The sequence below is a fragment of the Alkalibacillus flavidus genome, assembly GCF_040545925.1.
Classification (GTDB): Bacteria; Bacillota; Bacilli; order Bacillales; family Alkalibacillaceae; genus Alkalibacillus; species Alkalibacillus flavidus.
Genome location: NZ_JBEPMX010000009.1, coordinates 88,801 through 108,610, shown reverse-complemented (window position 1 = coordinate 108,610; position 19,810 = coordinate 88,801). Strand labels below are relative to the sequence as shown.

The window sequence follows — 19,810 nt, the reverse complement described above, 5'->3', positions numbered from 1 at the left end:
CTGTTTATCTGAAATACGGTCCTGGATTAATCGTTCGACCATTCTTCTGTAATTCTAAATGTAAGTGAACGCCTGTTGAACGTCCGGTTGAGCCCATTTGACCAATAGCTTGGCCTTTACGTACTGTTTGACCAGGACTGACGCTAATTGATGATAAATGTGCGTATAGTGTGCGGTAACCGTTGTTGTGGTCAATGATGACTCGATTACCGTGGCCACCTGAGTGGTAACCCGCTTCAACGACTGTTCCATTATCAGCCGCTTTAAGTGTACGGTTGCTTACACCCGCAATATCCATGCCATTATGGTGTGAGCCCCATCTTGGGCCGTACGTACTTGTTACATAACCACCTACAGCAGGCCATACAAAGTTACCCGTTCCGCGCGATGGTACCACTTTCGTACCTTCTTTAACGATTTTATCTTGCGCTTCTTCGATGACATTTTCGTCGACTTTTTCACGGCTCACTTCTTCACCGTTTTCGACTTCTACTTCATATGTGACTTCTTTTTTACCGTCTGAACCTTGTTGCGCAACTTCTGAGTCACCTTTGTACAGTTCATCTGTCTTCTCAACGACTTCTTCATATTCTATCGTTTCTTCTTCTGTTACCGTTTCTGTGTATGACACGTCTACTAATGAACTCATACCTGTTACTTTCATTTCTTGGCCGACTTGAATGACGCTATCTTCTTCTATGTCTGGGTTTAATTCAATGAGTTCATCTGTACTTATATCATGCTTACTAGCTACTGTTGTGATTGCATCGTTTTCTTGGACTGTGTACGTCTGTTGCGTTTCCGTGCCACGCTCTAATAGTTTTACCAATTGCTGGACCTCTAGTAACTGTTGAGCATCAACTTTTGTTTCTGTTACTGTAACATCTTTCGTAAATCCAACGTCTATGACTGTAGAACCGTCATCAAGTTCGATCGTTTCGTTAAAACTCGAGTCGTCGTTTTGTTCTCTGTTTTGTAATGTCCCTGTTTGTAAGAGATTATCTGGTAATAGAGACGAAAGTGACGTTGTTTGGTCTAAGTCATTGGAATCGTCTTTTAATAAATTAATGCTTTGATCGACGCCTTCCGGTAAGTATTGCGAAATGACCTGATTGACCGCTTCGTTCGCTTCATCTAAGTTATTGACGTAACCGAGTACTTGATCGCCTGCTTTAATTTCAATTGCTGAAGCAACGAAAGATAAATCTTCTTTTAACGTCGACTTAACCTGATCTGATTGATGTTTTGTCGAGAACACCATTTCTTCAACGAAATCAATTTCTTCTGATGGAACTAAATCAACATTGTCTTGATAGTGATCATTTTCAGCTTGTTTCTCTTGTTCGTCGATAAAATCTTGAATAGTTTCTTTTTGATCGAATGTTCCTATATGTTTATCACCCATATAGACGTGGTATACAGATGATAGATTATCGTTAGTTGATTGATTGTTCATAGAGTCAGCATAAACGGAACCGACTATAACACCGCTACCGATAACAGCCGTTAGGGTTACTTTTTTCGCCCATGATGGCTGGAAGATGCGACGTGCTCCACTCGATACTAACTTTCTCAAGTTATTCACTTCTTTTTCCCCCAATAAGCGTCTACATATTTAATTATCTATATCGTTCAATTGTATATAAAACTCACATTTTATAATCTACCATAACTTTATCGTGTTAATAAACCTTTTTAACATACTTGTAATGAAATTGTATAGAAGTTGGTATAATTTTGAATTTGAGATGTTCGTTTGGTAGGTGTGGCCGTCATTTTTCAATGACATTCGACAAGGAGCTGTTATGTCGAGTTGATGATGATGATTTTTCGAAGGTTATTCTACTAAAAAAACACAGTTCATTACTGTGTTTAAAAAATGGTGGCTCGGGACGGAATCGAACCGCCGACACACGGATTTTCAGTCCGTTGCTCTACCGACTGAGCTACCGAGCCAATGGAAGATAAAAGGGTAATCTTATAAATTAAATTGTCTTTTGAATAGTTAAGTACTGTGCTCACAGACTTAGCATTCCAAAGAAGTTTTCTTGCTCGCAAAGCTACGGAGCCAAATAATATAATCGACTTGTTTGGGCCATCATTTTTTCACGTGAAACATTGAATAAAAATGGCGGTCCGGACGGGACTCGAACCCGCGACCTCCTGCGTGACAGGCAGGCATTCTAACCAACTGAACTACCGGACCATTTTGCCGACAAATTAAATATTACCACAGCATTTTTTATTTTGACAAGCTATTTCGGAAAATATTTTTGAAAAAGTGACATCCCCGTGTTCAGACAAGCTGATCACGGGGATTTATTGTGTATTACATTAAGATTGTTAGATAATTCAGGCCAATTGTTAGACAATGTCCTGACATTGTTAGATAGTTTGAAGAGATTGTTAGACAATCTACAAGGATTGTCTAACAATCTTCAATTTTACTGAAAGATCGGTTCGCGGACGATGGTTTGGTCGCGGTCTGGACCAACTGAGAAAATCGACACGCGTGTTTGTGTTAGGGCTTCGATTCGTTCAATATAGTGCTGAGCCGCTTCCGGCAACGCTTCAAATGAGCGAACATTCGATAAATCGCCGTGCCAACCAGGGAGCGTTTCGTAAACAGGTGTACACTCTGTTAACGCTTGGTGCGTCGCTGGATAGCTGCGGATCGTCTCACCGCGATACTCATAACCGACACAAATCTTAACCTCTTCAATCCCCGAGAGAACATCGAGTGAATTGAGCGACAGATCTGTCACACCGCTTGTACGACGAGCGTGATTAATCACAACAGCATCAAACCAACCGACACGGCGCGGGCGTCCAGTCGTCGTCCCGTACTCACGACCGACTTCGCGAATCGTTTCACCAATCTCATCCTCTAATTCAGTCGGAAATGGGCCGTCACCGACTCGCGATGTATATGCTTTAGACACGCCGATAATCCGATCAATTTTATTTGGACCAATGCCGCTTCCCGTCGCAACGCCTGCAGCGGACGTGTTCGACGATGTGACATACGGATACGTGCCTTGGTCGATGTCGAGCATGACGCCTTGAGCACCTTCAAACAACACGTTGTCCCCATTCGTTAATGCTTCATCAAGTGTGAATGATGTATCCGTGACATAAGGCGCTAGTTGTTCGCCATATTGACGATACGTGTCATAAATCGCTTCAGCATCCAATGGTTCAGCCTGATAAAGCTTGGTTAACCATTCATTTTTCTCTGCCACTTCACGTGTCACGCGATCGTACAATTGATTGGCATCCAGTAAATCGGCAATACGAATACCTGACCGATTGATTTTATCACTATAAGCTGGGCCGATCCCTTTTTGCGTTGTGCCGATTTGTTCGTCTTTGCCTTTACGGGCTTCTTGTAAACGATCTAACTCAATATGATAAGGCATAATGACTTGAGCGCGGTTGCTGATTCGTAAATGATCGAGTTCAATACCCGCTGCCTGAACATACGCCATTTCCTTTATTAACGATTCTGGATTAATCACCATTCCGTTTCCTAATAAACATAATTTATCTGGGTTAAAGACCCCTGAAGGAATGAGGTGTAACTTATATGTATCCCCATTAAACTGAATTGTGTGCCCGGCATTATCGCCACCTTGATAACGGGCTACGACATCTGCTTGTTTCGCGAGAAAATCGGTAATCTTGCCTTTCCCTTCATCTCCCCATTGTGTTCCTACAACCACTGCTGTCGTCATATATAATCCTCCTAAACATTCCGATATCCAATTGATCCACGCCTATATTATCATAATTATTTACTGTTTTGAATTAAAATCCGAATAAAATAATAAATGTGTTGAAAAATGTACGTTTATTGTAACAAAAAAAAGAAACCTACACATCCTCATGATGCGTAGGTTAAGCTGGTGGAATATCGGCGTCATCATATCGCCTGTCTAAATCAACGAATTTATTGTATTCTTTCACAAAGGCTAGCTCAACTGTTCCAACTGGGCCGTTACGTTGTTTAGCGATCATGATTTCGATAATATTTTCTTTTTCGCTTTCTTCTTCATAATAATCATCACGGTATAAGAAGCCAACAATATCCGCGTCCTGCTCAATACTTCCAGATTCACGTAAGTCTGACATGATTGGGCGTTTGTCTTGGCGTTGTTCTACACCACGCGATAACTGTGATAACGCGATGACAGGGACGCCTAATTCAAGCGCTAATGCTTTCAGTGAACGGGAAATCTCAGATACTTCTTGTTGACGACTTTCACTACCGCCTGGAGAGCCTTGAATGAGCTGTAAGTAGTCAATCATGATCATGCCGAGGCCTTGGTCTTGCTTAAGACGACGACACTTCGAGCGGATTTCATTGATTTTAACACCTGGTGTATCGTCAATGTAGATACCTGCTGTCGAAAGACTACCCATAGCCATCGTCAGCTTGCCCCAGTCTTCATCTTCTAAACGGCCTGTCCGTAACCGCTGCGCATCAATATTACCTTCTGCACACAACATACGGCTGACGAGTTGTTCAGCCCCCATCTCTAAACTGAACAGCGCGACATTCTCATCCGAATTAATCGCCACGTTTTGTGCAATGTTTAACGCAAAGGCCGTCTTACCGACTGATGGACGCGCCGCAATAATGACGAGATCATTTTTTTGGAAACCTGATGTGATTTGGTCTAAATCATTGAAGCCTGTTGCAACACCGGTGACATCTTCGTCATTATGGTGCAATTGCTCAATGTTATCGTACACGTTCACTAAGACGTCTTTAATATTACGGAACTTACCGGAAGCCTGTTCTTGCGAAATATCTAAAATCGAGCGCTCAGCATAATCGAGTAATTCTGGCACTTCTTCGTTTTCTTCAAACGTCTTCGTGACAATGCCCGTAGCTGATGAAATAATACGACGCAAAGTCGATTTTTCGTTCACGATGCGAGCATAATACTCGATATTCGCTGCTGTTGGGACTGAATTTGCGATGTCGGTTAAATACGAGACACCACCGATATCGTTTAACATTTCAGCATTCGATAATTCAGTCGTCACGGTAACTAGGTCAATGGGCTCGCCTTTGTCCATTAATTGAACCATGATTTCAAAGACGCGCTTATGACTGACGCGATAAAAATCTTCAGGTTGGATAATTTCACTTGCCGTCACAATCGCATTCGGTTCTAGGAAAATAGCACCCAAAACCGCTTGTTCGGCTTCTATATTATGAGGTGGGGTGCGATCGTTTGTTGGATCATCTGCCACGTCATTCCCTCCTTTTGTTTCGGAGTGGGTCGATTACTTTTCAGCGACATGCACTTTAAGCGTGCCACTCACATCCGGATGTAATTTAACAGGGACATTCGTATAACCGAGTGTGCGAATCGGTTCGTCTAATTCAATTTTACGTTTATCAATTTTAATGTTGTGCGCTTGCTTTAATTCATCAGCGATGTGTTTGCTTGTAACAGAGCCAAACAAACGACCACCGTCACCTGATTTCGCTGATAATTCAACCGTTAGATCTTCTAGTGTGTCTTTTAGTCGTTTCGCTTCATCGAGTTCTTCTTGCTCTTTTTCTTGTTGTTTTTTCTTCTGGCCTTCAAGCTGCTTTAAGTTTCCTTTTGTCGCTTCTACAGCCAGGTTGTGTTTAAATAAATAGTTACGCGCATAACCTTCGTTAACGTCTTTCACTTCGCCTTTTTTGCCTTTGCCTTTAACATCACTTGTGAAAATTACTTTCATGATGAGTCCCCTCCTTGCATATAGTCATCGATAATATCACGCAATTGTTCTTCTACTTGTTCAATTGTCGTATCTTCTAATTGTGTCGCAGCATTCGTTAAATGTCCACCGCCGTTCATTTTTTCCATTAAAACTTGAACATTAATTTCACCTAAAGAACGGGCGCTAACGCCAATTTGGTTATCACTTCGCTCTGAAATAACGAACGAGGCTTTAACCCCATCCATCGTTAATAACGTATCAGCGGCTTGAGCGATAATGATCGGGCCGTAACTCACACCCGTATGGCCTTTCGCAATCGCCACGCCTTCTTTGAAAATCGTCGCGCTTTTGACCAGCTCACTGCGCTTCACATACACGTCTAAGTCTTCTTTGAGTAGCTTTTGGACAAAAACGGTGTCTGCCCCTTTAGAACGTAAATAAGACGCTGCATCGAACGTACGCGACCCTGTGCGCAAGGTAAACGACTTCGTATCCACAATGATACCAGCTAATAACGAGGACGATTCAAGTGTCGTTAATTTCACACGTCCATCTTGGTATTGTAACAACTCCGTTACGAGCTCTGCAGTTGATGAAGCATATGGCTCCATATAAACCAATGTTGGGTCATTAATAAATTCTTCCGCACGTCTATGGTGGTCAATAACGACAACATGTTCTGTGCGGTTTAATAGTTTTTCTTCCATCACCATTGATGGCTTGTGCGTATCGACGACAACGATGAGTGTATTTTTCGTCACCATGTCGAGCGCTTCTTCTGGTGAGGCGAACTGTTCTGACAACTCTTCGTCCTCATCGATTTCGTCAATTAACTTCTGAACGCCTGTATTCATACCATCGCGGTCAAACACGACGTAACCTTCTTTGTTATTTTGTTGGGCCAGCTTTAAAATTCCGATCGAGGACCCGATCGAGTCCATATCAGGCATCTTGTGCCCCATAATCAACACTTGATCACTTTCATTCACTAATTCACGAAGCGCGTGAGAAATGACACGTGCGCGAACGCGAGTCCGTTTTTCCATCGGATTCGTTTTACCACCATAGAACTTCACTTTACCTTGCTCATCTTTAATCGCGACTTGGTCACCACCACGACCTAAAGCTAGATCAAGACTCGATTGAGCCATGTCACCTAACTCACGTAAATCAGCTGTACCACGGCCAATGCCAATACTAAGTGTTAATGGTACATTTTGATCTGAAATAAGTTCGCGAACGTCATCTAATATTTCAAATTTATTCGCTTCTAACTTTTCTAATGTTTTACGATCCATGACCGCTAAAAACCGTTCTTGTGATGTTCGTTTTAAATAAAAGCCATTCTCTTTTGACCATCGATTCAATATTGACGTAACTCGTGAGTTCATGCGGCTTTTTGATGTGTCATCCATCGCCTGAGTTAATTCTTCGTAATTATCAAGATAAATAATCGATAGAACTGTTTCTTCATTTTGATAACGTTTCTCTAAATCGGCATACATCGTGCGGTCGAAGAAATAAACAAGCTTTTCTTCGCGTTTAATAACGGCGCGATAAATTTTGCCGTCAATCTCGACTCGCAAATCATCGTTCTCATCTTTGATGGCTTTAATCAAATCACCTGATAGGTCTGACAAATTCTCGCCAATGAGGGTGTCATCCGATTCCATGAAATCATTCATGTACGGGTTAGCCCACTCGATCTGATAGTCATCATTATATAGCACGATTCCGAACGGCATTTCGAGCAACGCTTCTTCACCGACTTTTTTCACGCGGTACGATAGCGTCGAAATATATTGTTCGATTTTTCGCTTCAGTCGATCTTCTGTTCGAAGGCCCGAGAAAATAATTAATCCGAAAATTAACGATAACGCCAGACCAATCATCCAGTGATTATAAATGACGATACATAATGATACGACCGTTAACGCATGAAGAAACCATATATTTTTGTTTGTGATTAACTTTTTGACATCATTCATAAACGTCATCTCCTAAGATGTTTCAACACATCTTTATTTGTTTCCAGTTAAGCGTTGCCGCAAGCGAAAACCTAAATCGAAAATCCCTAATATCCGTAATGGGAACGTTATAATAAATGGAAATAACACAAAAGCGACAACGACTAACACTGGTAACGTATTAGACCAGTTTTTATAATGTGCATAGTAAAAGACAAATGCCATGCCTTGTAAAACGAGCAATAATCCTGGTAGCGCATATAAATTCGTTGCTGCTAAATACATCGTATCAGTTGGCTCGGTATAAATCCATGACATAATGATGCCTAATAGGAAGATCCAAATCAAGCTATTCGGAAACGTAAAATACCTAAATGGCGGAAATCGATGTTTTCGCTGTTCCGATCGATTGAGCCATTTATAACTCAACCATTGAGCGATAAATGCAAGACCAAGACCTAAGAGCACTATCGAGGTCGGAATGAGATAAACGAGATCATAGAAACTGTTCCGGACGATTTCTAGATCCTCTGGTGCTACATCGACACCTGTCTCTTCTAACATGGTCGTCGTTGATGTTAATGATTCTTCCATTAACGTTTCAGCTTGTTGTGTCCAATTCACGTCAAATATTAATTGCGTTGATGCGTATAGGAGCGCAATCGTCACAGCAAACCCTATCGTCCCTCGAGCTAACACTTCATAAGGATGACGTTGTCCGTGCATCGCTGCTCCAATGATCACTCCACTTAGACCCATCACAATTGAAAGTGGCAATGAGTAGAGTGTTAATAACGGAATGCTCACTAAAGTGGTGATGATCCAAACGACACCACCCACCTTCCATCCGTAACGATATGTTAAAAGGATGAATGGTATCGGTAATAGAAAAATCGTGATAATACTTATAAATGGTATAAAAAACGTCATGAGCAACAACGCGATAAACGCTAAGGCGAATAACGCCCCTTGTTGCACGATCGATCTGTCAGTCATAGCTTGCACCTCAATACTTTTATTGCGCAACCGTCTATTCACTTGCCAATGAACAGTCGCATGTTTCTATTTTACCAAGTAACTAATTGATATGTAAAAACAAACCACTAATAAAAGATTACTTATATCATATATGAAAAAACCGTCGTTGAATAGGTGGTATGTCATATCACACACCTTCAGTTAAAAAAAGTGTTGTAAACGTTTGTTTACAACACTTTTGAAAGCTTACTATTCGTTAACGTATGGCAATAGAGCCATTTGTCTAGCGCGTTTAATCGCTACCGTTAATTTACGTTGATACTTAGCAGACGTTCCAGTTACACGACGAGGTAAAATTTTACCACGTTCAGAAATGAAACGTTTTAGAAGATCAACATCTTTATAGTCAATATGCGTAATCCCGTTTGCTTTGAAATAACAAACCTTACGACGTTTGCGTCCGCGACGTGCTGCCATAAGTGACTACCTCCTTTAAATAAATGATTTAGAATGGTAAGTCATCGTCTGATAAATCGACTGGTTCAGCGTTATCAAACGGTTCTTGGCCACTCGATTGAGATTCTTGTTGCGGTTGAAATCCGCCTTGATTTTGTTGCGTTTGATTTGATGTGTTTCCAGGCTGTCCACCTTGTTTACCCTGGTTGCTGTTTCGTGATTCAAGGAATTGAACGCTTTCGGCTACAACTTCGGTCATGAAGATTCGTTTACCTTCTTGGTTATCGAAGCTACGCGTTTGAATACGTCCATCAACCCCAACCATACTACCTTTGCCCATGTAGCTAGCTAGGTTTTCCGCTTGTTTCCGCCAAATAACACAATTAATGAAATCCGCTTCACGCTCACCTTGTTGGTTCGAGAATGGGCGGTTAACAGCTAATGTGAAATTGGCAACAGCAACACCGTTCGCTGTATAACGTAACTCAGGGTCTTTCGTTAATCTACCGACTAGAACTGTACGATTTAACACATCAAACACTCCTTATTGATCGTTGCGAATAGCCATGTGACGAATGATATCGTCTGAGAACTTCGCTTGACGATCGAATTCATCAATTGCAATCGGTTCACTTGCGAAATTAACAACGACATAATAACCATCACGGTAGTCTTTAATTTCGTAAGCTAAACGACGCATACCCATTTCATCTACATTTTCGATCTCCGCACCATTGTCAGTTAAGACTTTTTGGAAGCGCTCAACAACACTTTGACGAGCTTCTTCTTCTACGTCTGGGCGGATGATGTACATGATTTCGTATTTATTCATCCGTTTTCACCTCCTCTTGGACTTAGCGGCCCTGTTTATAGGGCAAGGAGTAATTTTTTTGTCTTAATTACTCACATCATAAGATTATAACAAAAACCTAACGCCCTGACAACCATTTATTGACCCTGTTATACGTTAAATCTGAAATGAATGACATCGCCGTCTTTCACGATGTATTCTTTTCCTTCTAAACGAACATTACCTTGTTCTTTCGCAACACTCATAGAACCTGCTGACATCAAATCATCATACGAGACGGTTTCGGCACGAATAAATCCACGTTCAAAATCTGAGTGGATCACGCCTGCTGCTTGTGGTGCTGTCATGCCTTGCTTAAATGTCCACGCACGCACTTCTTTCTCACCCGCTGTAAAGAACGTCGCTAGGCCAAGCATATCGTAAGACGCTTTAATCAATTGATCTAATCCTGCTTCTGCTATCCCTAACTCATCAAGAAATTCTGCCTTTTCTTCTCCTTCTAATTCAGCAATTTCTGATTCGACTTTAGCGCATACCACGATGACGCCAGCCCCTTCATTCTCAGCATATTCCTTCACTTGCTGAACCTTTTCGTTTTGGTCAACTTCTAATAATTCATCTTCACCCACGTTCGCCACGTAAAGAATCGGCTTAATCGTTAATAAATGAAGCGATTTTACATACTTCATTTGTTCTTTCGTAAATTCAATCGCGCGAGCTGGCTGTTCTGCTTCAAAAGCGTTTTTCAGTTTTTCTAACACTTCAAACTCATACTGCGCGTCTTTATCTTTTTGTTTCATCAGTTTCTCAACTTTTGGATAACGTTTCATGACCGTTTCCAAATCCGCTAAAATTAACTCTAAATTAATCGTTTCAATATCACTGATAGGATCGACGCGACCCGATACGTGCGTGATATCATCATCCGCGAAACAACGGACTACGTGGCAAATCGCATCCACTTGGCGAATATGTGAAAGGAATTGGTTCCCTAAACCTTCACCTTTACTCGCCCCTTCCACAATACCGGCAATATCCGTGAATTCAAAAGCCGTTGGAATGGTTTTTTGTGGCTGTACTTGTTCTGATAAATTATATAAACGTTCATCCGGCACTTCGACAATACCGACGTTTGGATCGATCGTCGCAAATGGATAGTTCGCTGATACGGCGCCCGCTTGCGTAATCGCATTAAATAGCGTTGATTTCCCGACGTTTGGTAAACCAACGATTCCTGCTGTTAATGACATGTAACTTACACTCCTTCAAATTCCGTTCCCAAATTCAAGATTAGTCATACCAATTATAGAGACAAATTTCGAAAAAAACAAGCTGTAGGAAAATCAAAAAAACAAAGGCGAAACCACCTTTGTTTACAAAAAATAAAGATTTAATTATCTTATTGTGACTATTCATTAAAATGTTTCACGTGAAACATCGTCATTTAGTCATGATTTTTTATCACTTTTTTGACGCTTTTGTTGAATTTTTTGCGAGGGATCATGACACTATGTTCGCACCCCTGACATTTAATTCGAATATCCATGCCCATACGTATAATTTGCCATTCGTTCGAGCCACACGGATGTTCTTTTTTCATTTCAACATAATCATATAATTCGTAGTCTAATGAATTCATCATTACCCCTCCTATTCATGATTAGTTTATCACGTTTTAAATTGATTTGCTCGTTTTGTTAACGGAAACAACAACAACATCGCTAAAACGTATAAATTAATAACGCCATAAAGTGGATATAAATAACTGATTAAATCCGAAAAACCGACTAATGTAAATGGTAGAGCTAATACGATTAACGCTAAGCCTAGCTTCCCTTCCGTTAATGGAAAATACGACTGAATCCGAGCGATTAATCCAAACAAACTCGTCAACGCCGTTGTATAAATAGCAAAAATCAATAACCCTGCCATTCCAAAAAAGATTTCAATTCGATAACCGTACAAAATCGCAAATAGCGGCACATCATAAAAATACAACTGATCAGCGACTTGAACAAGGCTCATATTATATAAATACGAAATAACGCCTAAAATAAGGCCGCTACCAATGCTAGCAACATATATTTCTTGAGGTTGTTTAATATTTTTCCCGACGGCTCCTAATACCGCTATTAAGGGTAACACATTGAGTGATGTGAATGGAATAGAAGCCATCCAATTCCCTTGTCCACCCATGTCATATCCCCATAGTGGAATGTGTTCTCGCCAAACAAACAATATTAGCACTAGACTTAACGCAACGACCATCAACGGCAGTAATAACCGGTTCACTGATAAAATACCATCCATCCCTTTAGGAACAACAATTAGCAATCCTATAACCATCAGAGCAATCCCAATTACAGGTGGCCATTCAAATACAGCGACCGTCGCCCCGCTGCCGGAAATCATAACAAAAATCGTCGAAAATAAATACAATAAAATGCTCCAATCGTACAGTTTGGCCCAATTGTCGCCTAACAACCGACGAAGCAACGGCATGTAATCGTCACTTTTCAATTCATAACTTAATGATAAAATCACATGACAACTAATCGTAAACAAGATCGCAAACAAAATGATGGCAAAACTACTATCATGTCCAAAAAACTCCCATATCTCTCGCCCTGATGCATACCCTGCCCCGATCATGGTTGCGACAATCAACCCAATCCATTTAAACCCTTTCATCATAGCCGTCCTCCAACTCTCCTACGTATAAAGGCATGAGCTTATCCATATACTATTTATAACTATGCGTAAGGAGTGACGCCTATGTCAGAATCTCATGGTGAGCCTGAACGATTAATCGCCGTTCATTATGACGAGACATTAGCATGTAAGAAACTCGTTGATGTCATTTTGCATCACCTCCCGCAACAACGGGTTATTGTTATACTGTGTATAGGAACGGATCGATCGACTGGTGATAGTTTTGGGCCACTGACAGGAAGTTTATTAAGCCAACGTCAACATGATCAACTACATATTCACGGAACGTTAGAACACCCTGTCCACGCGAAAAATTTAGAAGCAACCATCCATGATATACATGAACAATACGATCACCCATTTATTATGGCGATTGATGCTGCTCTCGGTTCCTATCAGTCACAACATATGATCACGATTCATAAAGGGGAATTACAACCTGGTGCTGCGACAAAACAAGCCATACCTGCTGTTGGCGATTTATCAATTAAAGGCATTGTGAATATAAGTGGATTCGTATCGTTAGCTGTTCTACAATCGACGCGATTGCATAATGTGATGACCTTAGCTAAAACACTAACGCAAGCTCTTTCGATTGTGAATTTAAAATTAAGACAACAATCCGCACATCAGACAAAAACATCAGCTCTGTGATCGCGATCAGAGCTGATGTCTCATTAGAACAAACCTTGTAATTGTACATAAATATATAATATAATGCCTACGGTAATTAAACTCGGTAGCAAGTTAGCCACCCGGATATTAGTGATTTTAATTAAATTTAAGCCAATAGCTACAATCAGTAGCCCACCTGTCGATGTCATATCTTCAATAAACAAATCTAAAAAGGACTCTGAAATAAATCGATCGATTTGCGTTGCGAATAGGGCTATCCCACCTTCGTATAGTAGGACTGGTATGGCCGAAAAAATAACGCCGATACCAAGCGTCGTCGTTAATACGAGCGCGACAAACCCGTCAATTAATGCCTTCGTAAACAACACTTCATGGTCACCGCGCAATCCACTATCTAATGCGCCAACAACAGCTAATGCACCAATCACAAAAATGAGCGATGCAGTCACGAACCCTTCTGCAATTCGCGAATCTGATTGAGAACTTCCTTTCATTTTTGCTTCGATATAGGCACCTAATCGGTTCAATTTTTCGTCTAAATCGAATAACTCCCCAATAATAGCACCTGTCAGTAAACTTAATAATATAACAACCATTCGATCAGACGTCATACTCATCGATAACCCGATTAAAATGACGGTTAGCCCAATCCCGCTCATCACCGTCTCTTTAAATCGCTCTGGAATACGACTAAAAAAGAGGCCAATTAATGTTCCGAGAATAATTCCCGCCCCATTCACAAGCGGCCCTAACAATTCCATATGTAACACCACACTTCATTCGAAAATCAATGTTTCACGTGAAACATTATCAACTACTCTATCTAAAAGTGAAAAAAGAGTCTATCCCAAAGTTAGGATAGACTGCCTATTATGCATCAGTTAGTAACTCAATAATACGATCTAAATCATCTCGATCAAAGTATTCGATTTCAATTTTACCTTTTCGTTTACCTTGTTGGATGCTGACACCTGTGCCTAATCGTTCTTGAAGTTCATTTTCTTTAGAAGTAAGGAATACATCTTTTTTCGTCTTTGTTTTACGTTTCGGCTTTTCGTTCATTTTCGTAATCAGTTGCTCGGTTTGACGCACATTCAAGCCTTCTTTACGAATCTTTTCCGTCACCAGTAAAAGCTGTTCTTCATCTTTAATCGATAACAATGCACGAGCATGCCCCATTGATAGCTCTTTACTATTGACTAAAGCCCGAACGCGCTCAGGTAACGATAATAAACGAACCATATTCGCAATATGCGGACGACTTTTACCTAAACGTTTCGCTAAATCGTCTTGTTTGATATTTAAATCATTAATTAAACGATCGAACGCTTCCGCTTCTTCAATCGGGCTTAAATCTTCACGTTGCAAGTTTTCAAGCAACGCGAGTTCCATCATTTGTTCATCCGTTAATTCACGAACGACAGCTGGTATCGTCGTTAAACCAGCTTCTTTTGATGCACGAAAACGCCGTTCACCGACAACAATTTCATAACCTTTAATCGATTGTCGTACGATAATCGGCTGCAACACACCATGTTCTAATATCGAGTCTTTTAATTCTTCGATCGATTCCGTATCAAATACTTTACGTGGTTGATACGGGTTTGGGCGACATTGACTCATTTCGACTTCTTGAACCGATTCTTCATGATAATCCACATCTTGAAAGATCGAATTCAATCCTTTACCCAACCCTTTGGCCATTGGCAATCACTTCCTTCGCTAATTCGTGATACACTTCAGCACCTTTTGATTTCGAATCGTATTGTATAATCGGTTCGCCATGACTTGGTGCTTCACCTAGCCGCACATTTCTCGGAATGACAGCATTGAACACTTTATCTTGGAAATATTTCTTCACTTCTTCAATGACTTGAATTCCTAAGTTCGTACGAGCATCTAACATCGTTAAAAGAACGCCTTCAATTTGTAATTGCTGGTTTAAACGACGCTGCACTAATCGAACCGTGTTCAATAATTGGCTTAACCCCTCTAATGCGTAATACTCGCATTGAACAGGGATAATGACACCGTCAGCGGCAGTTAACGCATTCAATGTTAATAATCCGAGAGACGGTGGACAATCGATTACGATATAATCATAGTCGTTACGAATATCTTCTAATGCTTTTCTTAACCGTAATTCACGAGAAATAGTTGGAACGAGTTCGATTTCTGACCCCGCTAACTGAATCGTTGCTGGAATCGCGTCCAAATTCGGTACCTTAGATGGGACGCAAACCGAATATGCATCTTCTTCTTCTATTAAAATATCATAAATACACGATTCCATATCACCTTTGTTGATCCCGACGCCACTCGTTGCATTTCCTTGTGGGTCAATATCAACGAGCAATACTTTATGATCTAAATTCGCTAAGCAAGCACTTAAATTCACTGCTGATGTTGTTTTTCCGACGCCACCTTTTTGGTTAGCGATGGCGATTACTTTGCCCATAATGTCACCTGCCTGTATCTTACATTCTATTATCATGTGTCTATCACACGTTAAGGTTTCTAACGTATTAGTTTTATCCTTTACTAAAAGAGAGTTTCCTTAATGTGAAGGCTTTGTTAAAGTCCGTTGTTGATATTGTGATCCGCTGCCGGTGGACGCTTTCCGCGGGCACGGCTCGAGCCTCCTAGGCCCAAAAACGTGGCCTGCGGGGTCTCGAGACTCGTGCTGTTCCCGCAGGAGTCGCCACCTTCGCTTCTCACAATTCAACAACTCAGTGCTATATCATTTAAAATCAACATTAGACTTTAACAGAGCTAAAGTGAAAAAAGTCCCATCTTTATTATGAAAGATGGGAAAAAGATTATTATCGCTTCGGAAGTTTGATCGTAATTTGATAATAATCGTCTGCCTCTTCTTCTTCTGTTTCAACATCCATCCCAGTATCTTGTACCATATTAAGCGATTGACGAATCGTATTCAACGCAATTCGGATGTCCTTATTGACCCCTTGCACTTTCGGTTTAGGCTTTTTCTGCTCTTCCTTCGTACCGTCCTCAGGATTCAACAACGCCTCGACCCGTTCTTCGGCTTGTTTGACACTGAGTTGCTCTTCAATAATAGCCGTCAACGCTTCTTCTTGTAAGGATTCATCTTTTAATCCAATTAAAGCGCGCGCATGACGTTCGGTAATTTGTTTATTGAGTAACGCTTGCTGTACCACACTTGGCAATTTTAATAACCGTAACTTATTGGCAATAGTGGATTGGCTTTTACCTAACCGTTGGGCCAACGCTTCTTGAGTTAATCCGTGAGAGTTTAACAATTGATCGTAAGCAATCGCTTCTTCAATAACTGTTAATTCCTCACGTTGCAAGTTTTCAATTAAAGCAACAGATGCCGTTTCCGTATCTGTCATGTTTTTAATAATAGCCGGAACCGTTTCCCATTCTAACGTTGAAACCGCACGCCACCGTCGTTCACCAGCAATCAACTCATACGTTTCACCATCATCTGATTGACGAACAACAATCGGTTGAATCATGCCATGTGTATGAATCGTTTGGGCCAATTCAGCAATCTTTTCTTCATCAAAAATCGTTCTCGGTTGATATTGGTTTGGCTGAATACGTTGAACCTCAACTTCAACAACTTCATTCGTTTGAAGATTCGTTTGTGATTCGTCTTTCGAATCGCCTTTGCCAAACAATCTACTTAGCGAACTCATTCAGTTGGCACCTACCTTCTACAACTCTCTATAGCTATGTAAAAAATGAAATGTTTCACGTGAAACATTTCATTTCTAACTTAACAAACTTAATCTATTAAACCGTACTAAACCTTGTCACTCTATTTCTATAATACCATAGAACGAAGTGAAATATAAAGAAAAACTTAGAGGCAAACAATCGTCATCATCTGGCAAAATCCGCGTGATAACTACGATTCTATCGGGTCTTTGTTCGGCGTCCCCGGTTTTCTAGGGTATTTTTTGGGTGTTTGACGTTTTTTCGCAATTTGAACGATGTGGCGTTCGCTCTGTTCAATCGGCAATTTGAATTGATCCGTTCGCATGAATTCACCGCCAAGTGCTTTCGTTGCCATCTCACCCATTTTCAACTCTTCTTCAATATCCGCGCCTTTCATCATCATGAACAAGCCACCTGGTTTAACGAGTGGTAAACATAATTCACTTAACACGGATGTTCGAGCCACAGCACGGGCCATCACAACATCGAATGTCTCGCGGAACTTTGCATTTTTACCAAACGATTCCGCCCGGTCGTGATAAAAAGCGACACCTGTTAAATTTAATTGGTCAGCTAAATGATTTAAAAATGTAATCCGCTTCTTTAGTGAATCAACGATCGTAACCTTTAAATGCGGAAAAACAATTTTAAGCGGGATGGATGGAAACCCCGCTCCCGCTCCAACATCACAAACCGACAACGATTCAGAACTGAAATCCGTATAAAACGCAGCCGAAATCGAATCGTAAAAATGCTTGAGATACACGTCTTCTTTTTCTGTGATCCCAGTTAAGTTCATCTTTTCGTTCCATTCGACTAACGTTTGGTAATACGTTTCAAATTGTTGAATTTGTGTGTCGTTTAACGCAATGCCTTGGTCATTTAACGCTTGAAAAAATTGCTCTTCGTTCATAAGCACCCTCTATTCGTTCGCAGCAGCTTTTGCATGCCTTCCTTGTTCTAAATATACGAGCAGAATCGATACGTCAGCTGGGTTCACACCAGAAACTCGTGACGCTTGACCAACAGATAATGGACGCACACGTTTCAAGCGTTCGCGCGCTTCAGTTGCCAAGTTATCGACATCATCATAATCGATATCTTCTGGAATCTTCTTGTTTTCCATTTTACGCATTTTATCTACTTGTTGGTTTGATTTCTTAATATAACCTTCATACTTCACTTGAATCTCGACTTGTTCTTCGACATCAGCTGGTAAATCATAATCGCGCGGCGCTAACTCAACGATGGTGTTGTACGTCATTTCTGGACGACGCAGTAAATCGACAGCTAACACGCCATCTTTTAGCGGTGATCCACCTTTAGCTTCTATCGTTTGCTGCACGTCATCCGTTGGTTTCAAACGAATGTCTGATAGCCGTTTGATTTCCGCTTCAATCATTTCTTTCTTCTTATTAAATCGTTCATATCGTTCTTCTGGGATCAGTTCCATATCATGTCCGATATCTGTTAGACGCAAATCAGCATTATCATGACGTAATAATAAACGATATTCCGCACGTGATGTTAACAGACGATACGGTTCATCCGTTCCTTTCGTCACAAGATCATCAATCATCACACCGATATAAGCTTGTGAGCGATCGAATATGAGCGTCTCTTTGTTTAAGGCTTTCGCTGCCGCATTAATACCAGCCATCAACCCTTGGCCAGCCGCTTCTTCATAACCGCTTGTGCCGTTAATTTGTCCAGCTGTAAACAAGCCCTCGATCTTCTTCGTTTCGAGTGTCGGCCACAATTGTGTTGGCACAACCGCATCATACTCGATAGCATAGCCAGCACGCATAATTTCAGCGTTTTCTAAACCTGGTACGGTTTCGAGCATTTCTTTTTGCACATATTCAGGTAATGACGTCGATAACCCTTGGACATAGACTTCATCCGTGTTACGTCCTTCTGGCTCTAAAAAGACTTGGTGACGTGGTTTGTCGTTAAAACGAACAATCTTATCTTCAATGGATGGGCAATATCTCGGCCCTGTCCCACGCTCAGCGCCCGAATACATCGCGGATTTTGCTAAGTTATCATCGATAATCTGATGCGTTACTTCACCTGTATACGTTAGCCAACATGGAATCTGGTCCATAATGTATTCCGTCGTTTCATACGAAAATGCCCGTGGCTCGTCGTCACCTGGTTGAATTTCGGTTTTTGAATAATCAATGCTGTGTGAATTAACACGCATTGGCGTTCCTGTTTTGAAACGAACGATGTCAAAACCTAAATCATCGAGTTGTTCAGATAATGAAATCGTTGGGCGTTGGTTGTTCGGTCCACTTTCGTACTCGATGTCACCGATGAGCACTTTACCACGCATAAACGTTCCTGTGGTCACGATCACTTGATCAGCATAATAGCACGCTTTCGTCTCGGTTTTGACCCCTTTAACCGCCCCATCTTCAATTAACAGTTCCTCTACCATACCTTGACGTAAGGTTAAGTTTTCTTGATTTTCGATGACGCGTTTCATTTCTTGTTGATATAACACTTTATCAGCTTGCGCACGTAAAGCGCGAACAGCCGGGCCTTTACTCGTATTTAAAAGGCGCATTTGGATATGGGTTTTATCAATAGTTTTCCCCATTTGACCGCCCATTGCGTCGATTTCACGAACGACGACGCCTTTAGCGGGACCGCCAACGGATGGGTTGCACGGCATAAAAGCAATTAAGTCAAGGTTTAACGTGAGCATTAACGTTTTCGCTCCGCGTTTAGCCGCTGCTAAACCTGCTTCGACACCTGCATGACCCGCGCCGATGACGATGACATCATAACGTCCTGCATCATACATGACGATTAC

The 19,810-nt window shown here is 41.2% G+C and carries 19 protein-coding genes and 2 tRNA genes; 1 reads left to right on the top strand and 20 read right to left on the bottom strand.

All coding sequences use genetic code 11. The features are described 5' to 3' along the window. Positions 1-4: 4 nt before the first annotated feature. The 14 genes from ABID56_RS09655 to ABID56_RS09590 all read right to left on the bottom strand — a co-directional run bounded on the left by ABID56_RS09655 (position 5) and on the right by ABID56_RS09590 (position 12,630). Positions 5-1,576 carry a LysM peptidoglycan-binding domain-containing M23 family metallopeptidase gene (locus ABID56_RS09655; RefSeq protein WP_354220634.1) on the bottom strand — a complete coding sequence of 524 codons (1,572 nt, stop codon included), beginning with the start codon at positions 1,574-1,576 and terminating at the stop codon, positions 5-7. 304 nt (positions 1,577-1,880) lie between these two features. Beyond that, positions 1,881-1,956: transfer RNA gene (locus ABID56_RS09650), tRNA-Phe, on the bottom strand. 173 nt (positions 1,957-2,129) lie between these two features. Further along, positions 2,130-2,206: transfer RNA gene (locus tag ABID56_RS09645), tRNA-Asp, on the bottom strand. Positions 2,207-2,444: 238 nt separating this feature from the next. After that, entirely contained in the window at positions 2,445-3,734 is a 1,290-nt protein-coding gene (locus ABID56_RS09640) for an adenylosuccinate synthase (protein WP_354220632.1), read from the bottom strand. Between the two features lie 163 nt (positions 3,735-3,897). Continuing rightward, entirely contained in the window at positions 3,898-5,262 is a 1,365-nt protein-coding gene (dnaB, locus tag ABID56_RS09635) for a replicative DNA helicase (protein WP_354220630.1), read from the bottom strand. Between the two features lie 33 nt (positions 5,263-5,295). After that, entirely contained in the window at positions 5,296-5,742 is a 447-nt protein-coding gene (rplI, locus tag ABID56_RS09630; RefSeq protein WP_354220628.1) for a 50S ribosomal protein L9, read from the bottom strand. Continuing rightward, positions 5,739-7,712 (bottom strand): DHH family phosphoesterase, encoded by a 1,974-nt coding sequence (locus tag ABID56_RS09625; protein WP_354220626.1) that lies wholly within the window; start codon positions 7,710-7,712, stop codon positions 5,739-5,741. Before ABID56_RS09625 ends, rplI begins: the two co-directional genes overlap by 4 nt. 33 nt (positions 7,713-7,745) lie before the next feature. Continuing rightward, complete coding sequence (locus tag ABID56_RS09620; protein ID WP_354220624.1) at positions 7,746-8,687, bottom strand: YybS family protein; 942 nt, start codon at positions 8,685-8,687, stop codon at positions 7,746-7,748. A 231-nt stretch (positions 8,688-8,918) separates the two neighbouring features. Further along, on the bottom strand, positions 8,919-9,146 hold the full coding sequence (rpsR, locus tag ABID56_RS09615) for a 30S ribosomal protein S18 (RefSeq protein WP_167261504.1): 228 nt from the start codon (positions 9,144-9,146) through the stop codon (positions 8,919-8,921). Between the two features lie 28 nt (positions 9,147-9,174). Next, on the bottom strand, positions 9,175-9,657 hold the full coding sequence (gene ssb / locus ABID56_RS09610) for a single-stranded DNA-binding protein (RefSeq protein ID WP_354220621.1): 483 nt from the start codon (positions 9,655-9,657) through the stop codon (positions 9,175-9,177). A gap of 12 nt (positions 9,658-9,669) precedes the next feature. Continuing rightward, positions 9,670-9,957, bottom strand: a complete 288-nt coding sequence (gene rpsF / locus ABID56_RS09605) for a 30S ribosomal protein S6 (protein ID WP_354220619.1) — start codon at positions 9,955-9,957, stop codon at positions 9,670-9,672. 128 nt (positions 9,958-10,085) lie between these two features. Continuing rightward, on the bottom strand, positions 10,086-11,186 hold the full coding sequence (ychF, locus tag ABID56_RS09600; protein ID WP_354220617.1) for a redox-regulated ATPase YchF: 1,101 nt from the start codon (positions 11,184-11,186) through the stop codon (positions 10,086-10,088). Between the two features lie 194 nt (positions 11,187-11,380). After that, positions 11,381-11,575: a DUF951 domain-containing protein gene (locus tag ABID56_RS09595; RefSeq protein ID WP_354220615.1), complete on the bottom strand. Its 195-nt coding sequence runs from the start codon at positions 11,573-11,575 to the stop codon at positions 11,381-11,383. Between the two features lie 29 nt (positions 11,576-11,604). Next, a complete protein-coding gene (locus tag ABID56_RS09590; protein WP_354220613.1) occupies positions 11,605-12,630 on the bottom strand; it encodes a YkvI family membrane protein in 1,026 nt (341 codons plus the stop codon). Between the two features lie 81 nt (positions 12,631-12,711). Here ABID56_RS09590 and yyaC point away from each other — a divergent pair, with 81 nt between their 5' ends. Then, positions 12,712-13,302 carry a spore protease YyaC gene (yyaC, locus tag ABID56_RS09585; RefSeq protein ID WP_354220611.1) on the top strand — a complete coding sequence of 197 codons (591 nt, stop codon included), beginning with the start codon at positions 12,712-12,714 and terminating at the stop codon, positions 13,300-13,302. Positions 13,303-13,325: 23 nt separating this feature from the next. Here the strand turns inward: yyaC and ABID56_RS09580 are convergent, their stop codons facing one another. The 6 genes from ABID56_RS09580 to mnmG all read right to left on the bottom strand — a co-directional run bounded on the left by ABID56_RS09580 (position 13,326) and on the right by mnmG (position 19,801). Further along, positions 13,326-14,045, bottom strand: coding sequence for a DUF554 domain-containing protein (locus ABID56_RS09580; protein ID WP_354220609.1), 720 nt, complete (start codon positions 14,043-14,045; stop codon positions 13,326-13,328). A 109-nt stretch (positions 14,046-14,154) separates the two neighbouring features. Then, positions 14,155-14,988 (bottom strand): ParB/RepB/Spo0J family partition protein, encoded by an 834-nt coding sequence (locus tag ABID56_RS09575; protein WP_354220607.1) that lies wholly within the window; start codon positions 14,986-14,988, stop codon positions 14,155-14,157. Continuing rightward, positions 14,969-15,742 (bottom strand): ParA family protein, encoded by a 774-nt coding sequence (locus ABID56_RS09570; RefSeq protein WP_354220605.1) that lies wholly within the window; start codon positions 15,740-15,742, stop codon positions 14,969-14,971. Before ABID56_RS09570 ends, ABID56_RS09575 begins: the two co-directional genes overlap by 20 nt. Positions 15,743-16,106: 364 nt before the next feature. Further along, on the bottom strand, positions 16,107-16,967 hold the full coding sequence (gene noc, locus ABID56_RS09565; RefSeq protein ID WP_354220603.1) for a nucleoid occlusion protein: 861 nt from the start codon (positions 16,965-16,967) through the stop codon (positions 16,107-16,109). Positions 16,968-17,179: 212 nt separating this feature from the next. Beyond that, positions 17,180-17,902: a 16S rRNA (guanine(527)-N(7))-methyltransferase RsmG gene (gene rsmG, locus ABID56_RS09560; RefSeq protein ID WP_354220601.1), complete on the bottom strand. Its 723-nt coding sequence runs from the start codon at positions 17,900-17,902 to the stop codon at positions 17,180-17,182. Positions 17,903-17,911: 9 nt separating this feature from the next. Then, positions 17,912-19,801 carry a tRNA uridine-5-carboxymethylaminomethyl(34) synthesis enzyme MnmG gene (mnmG, locus tag ABID56_RS09555; protein WP_354220598.1) on the bottom strand — a complete coding sequence of 630 codons (1,890 nt, stop codon included), beginning with the start codon at positions 19,799-19,801 and terminating at the stop codon, positions 17,912-17,914. Positions 19,802-19,810 lie beyond the last annotated feature (9 nt).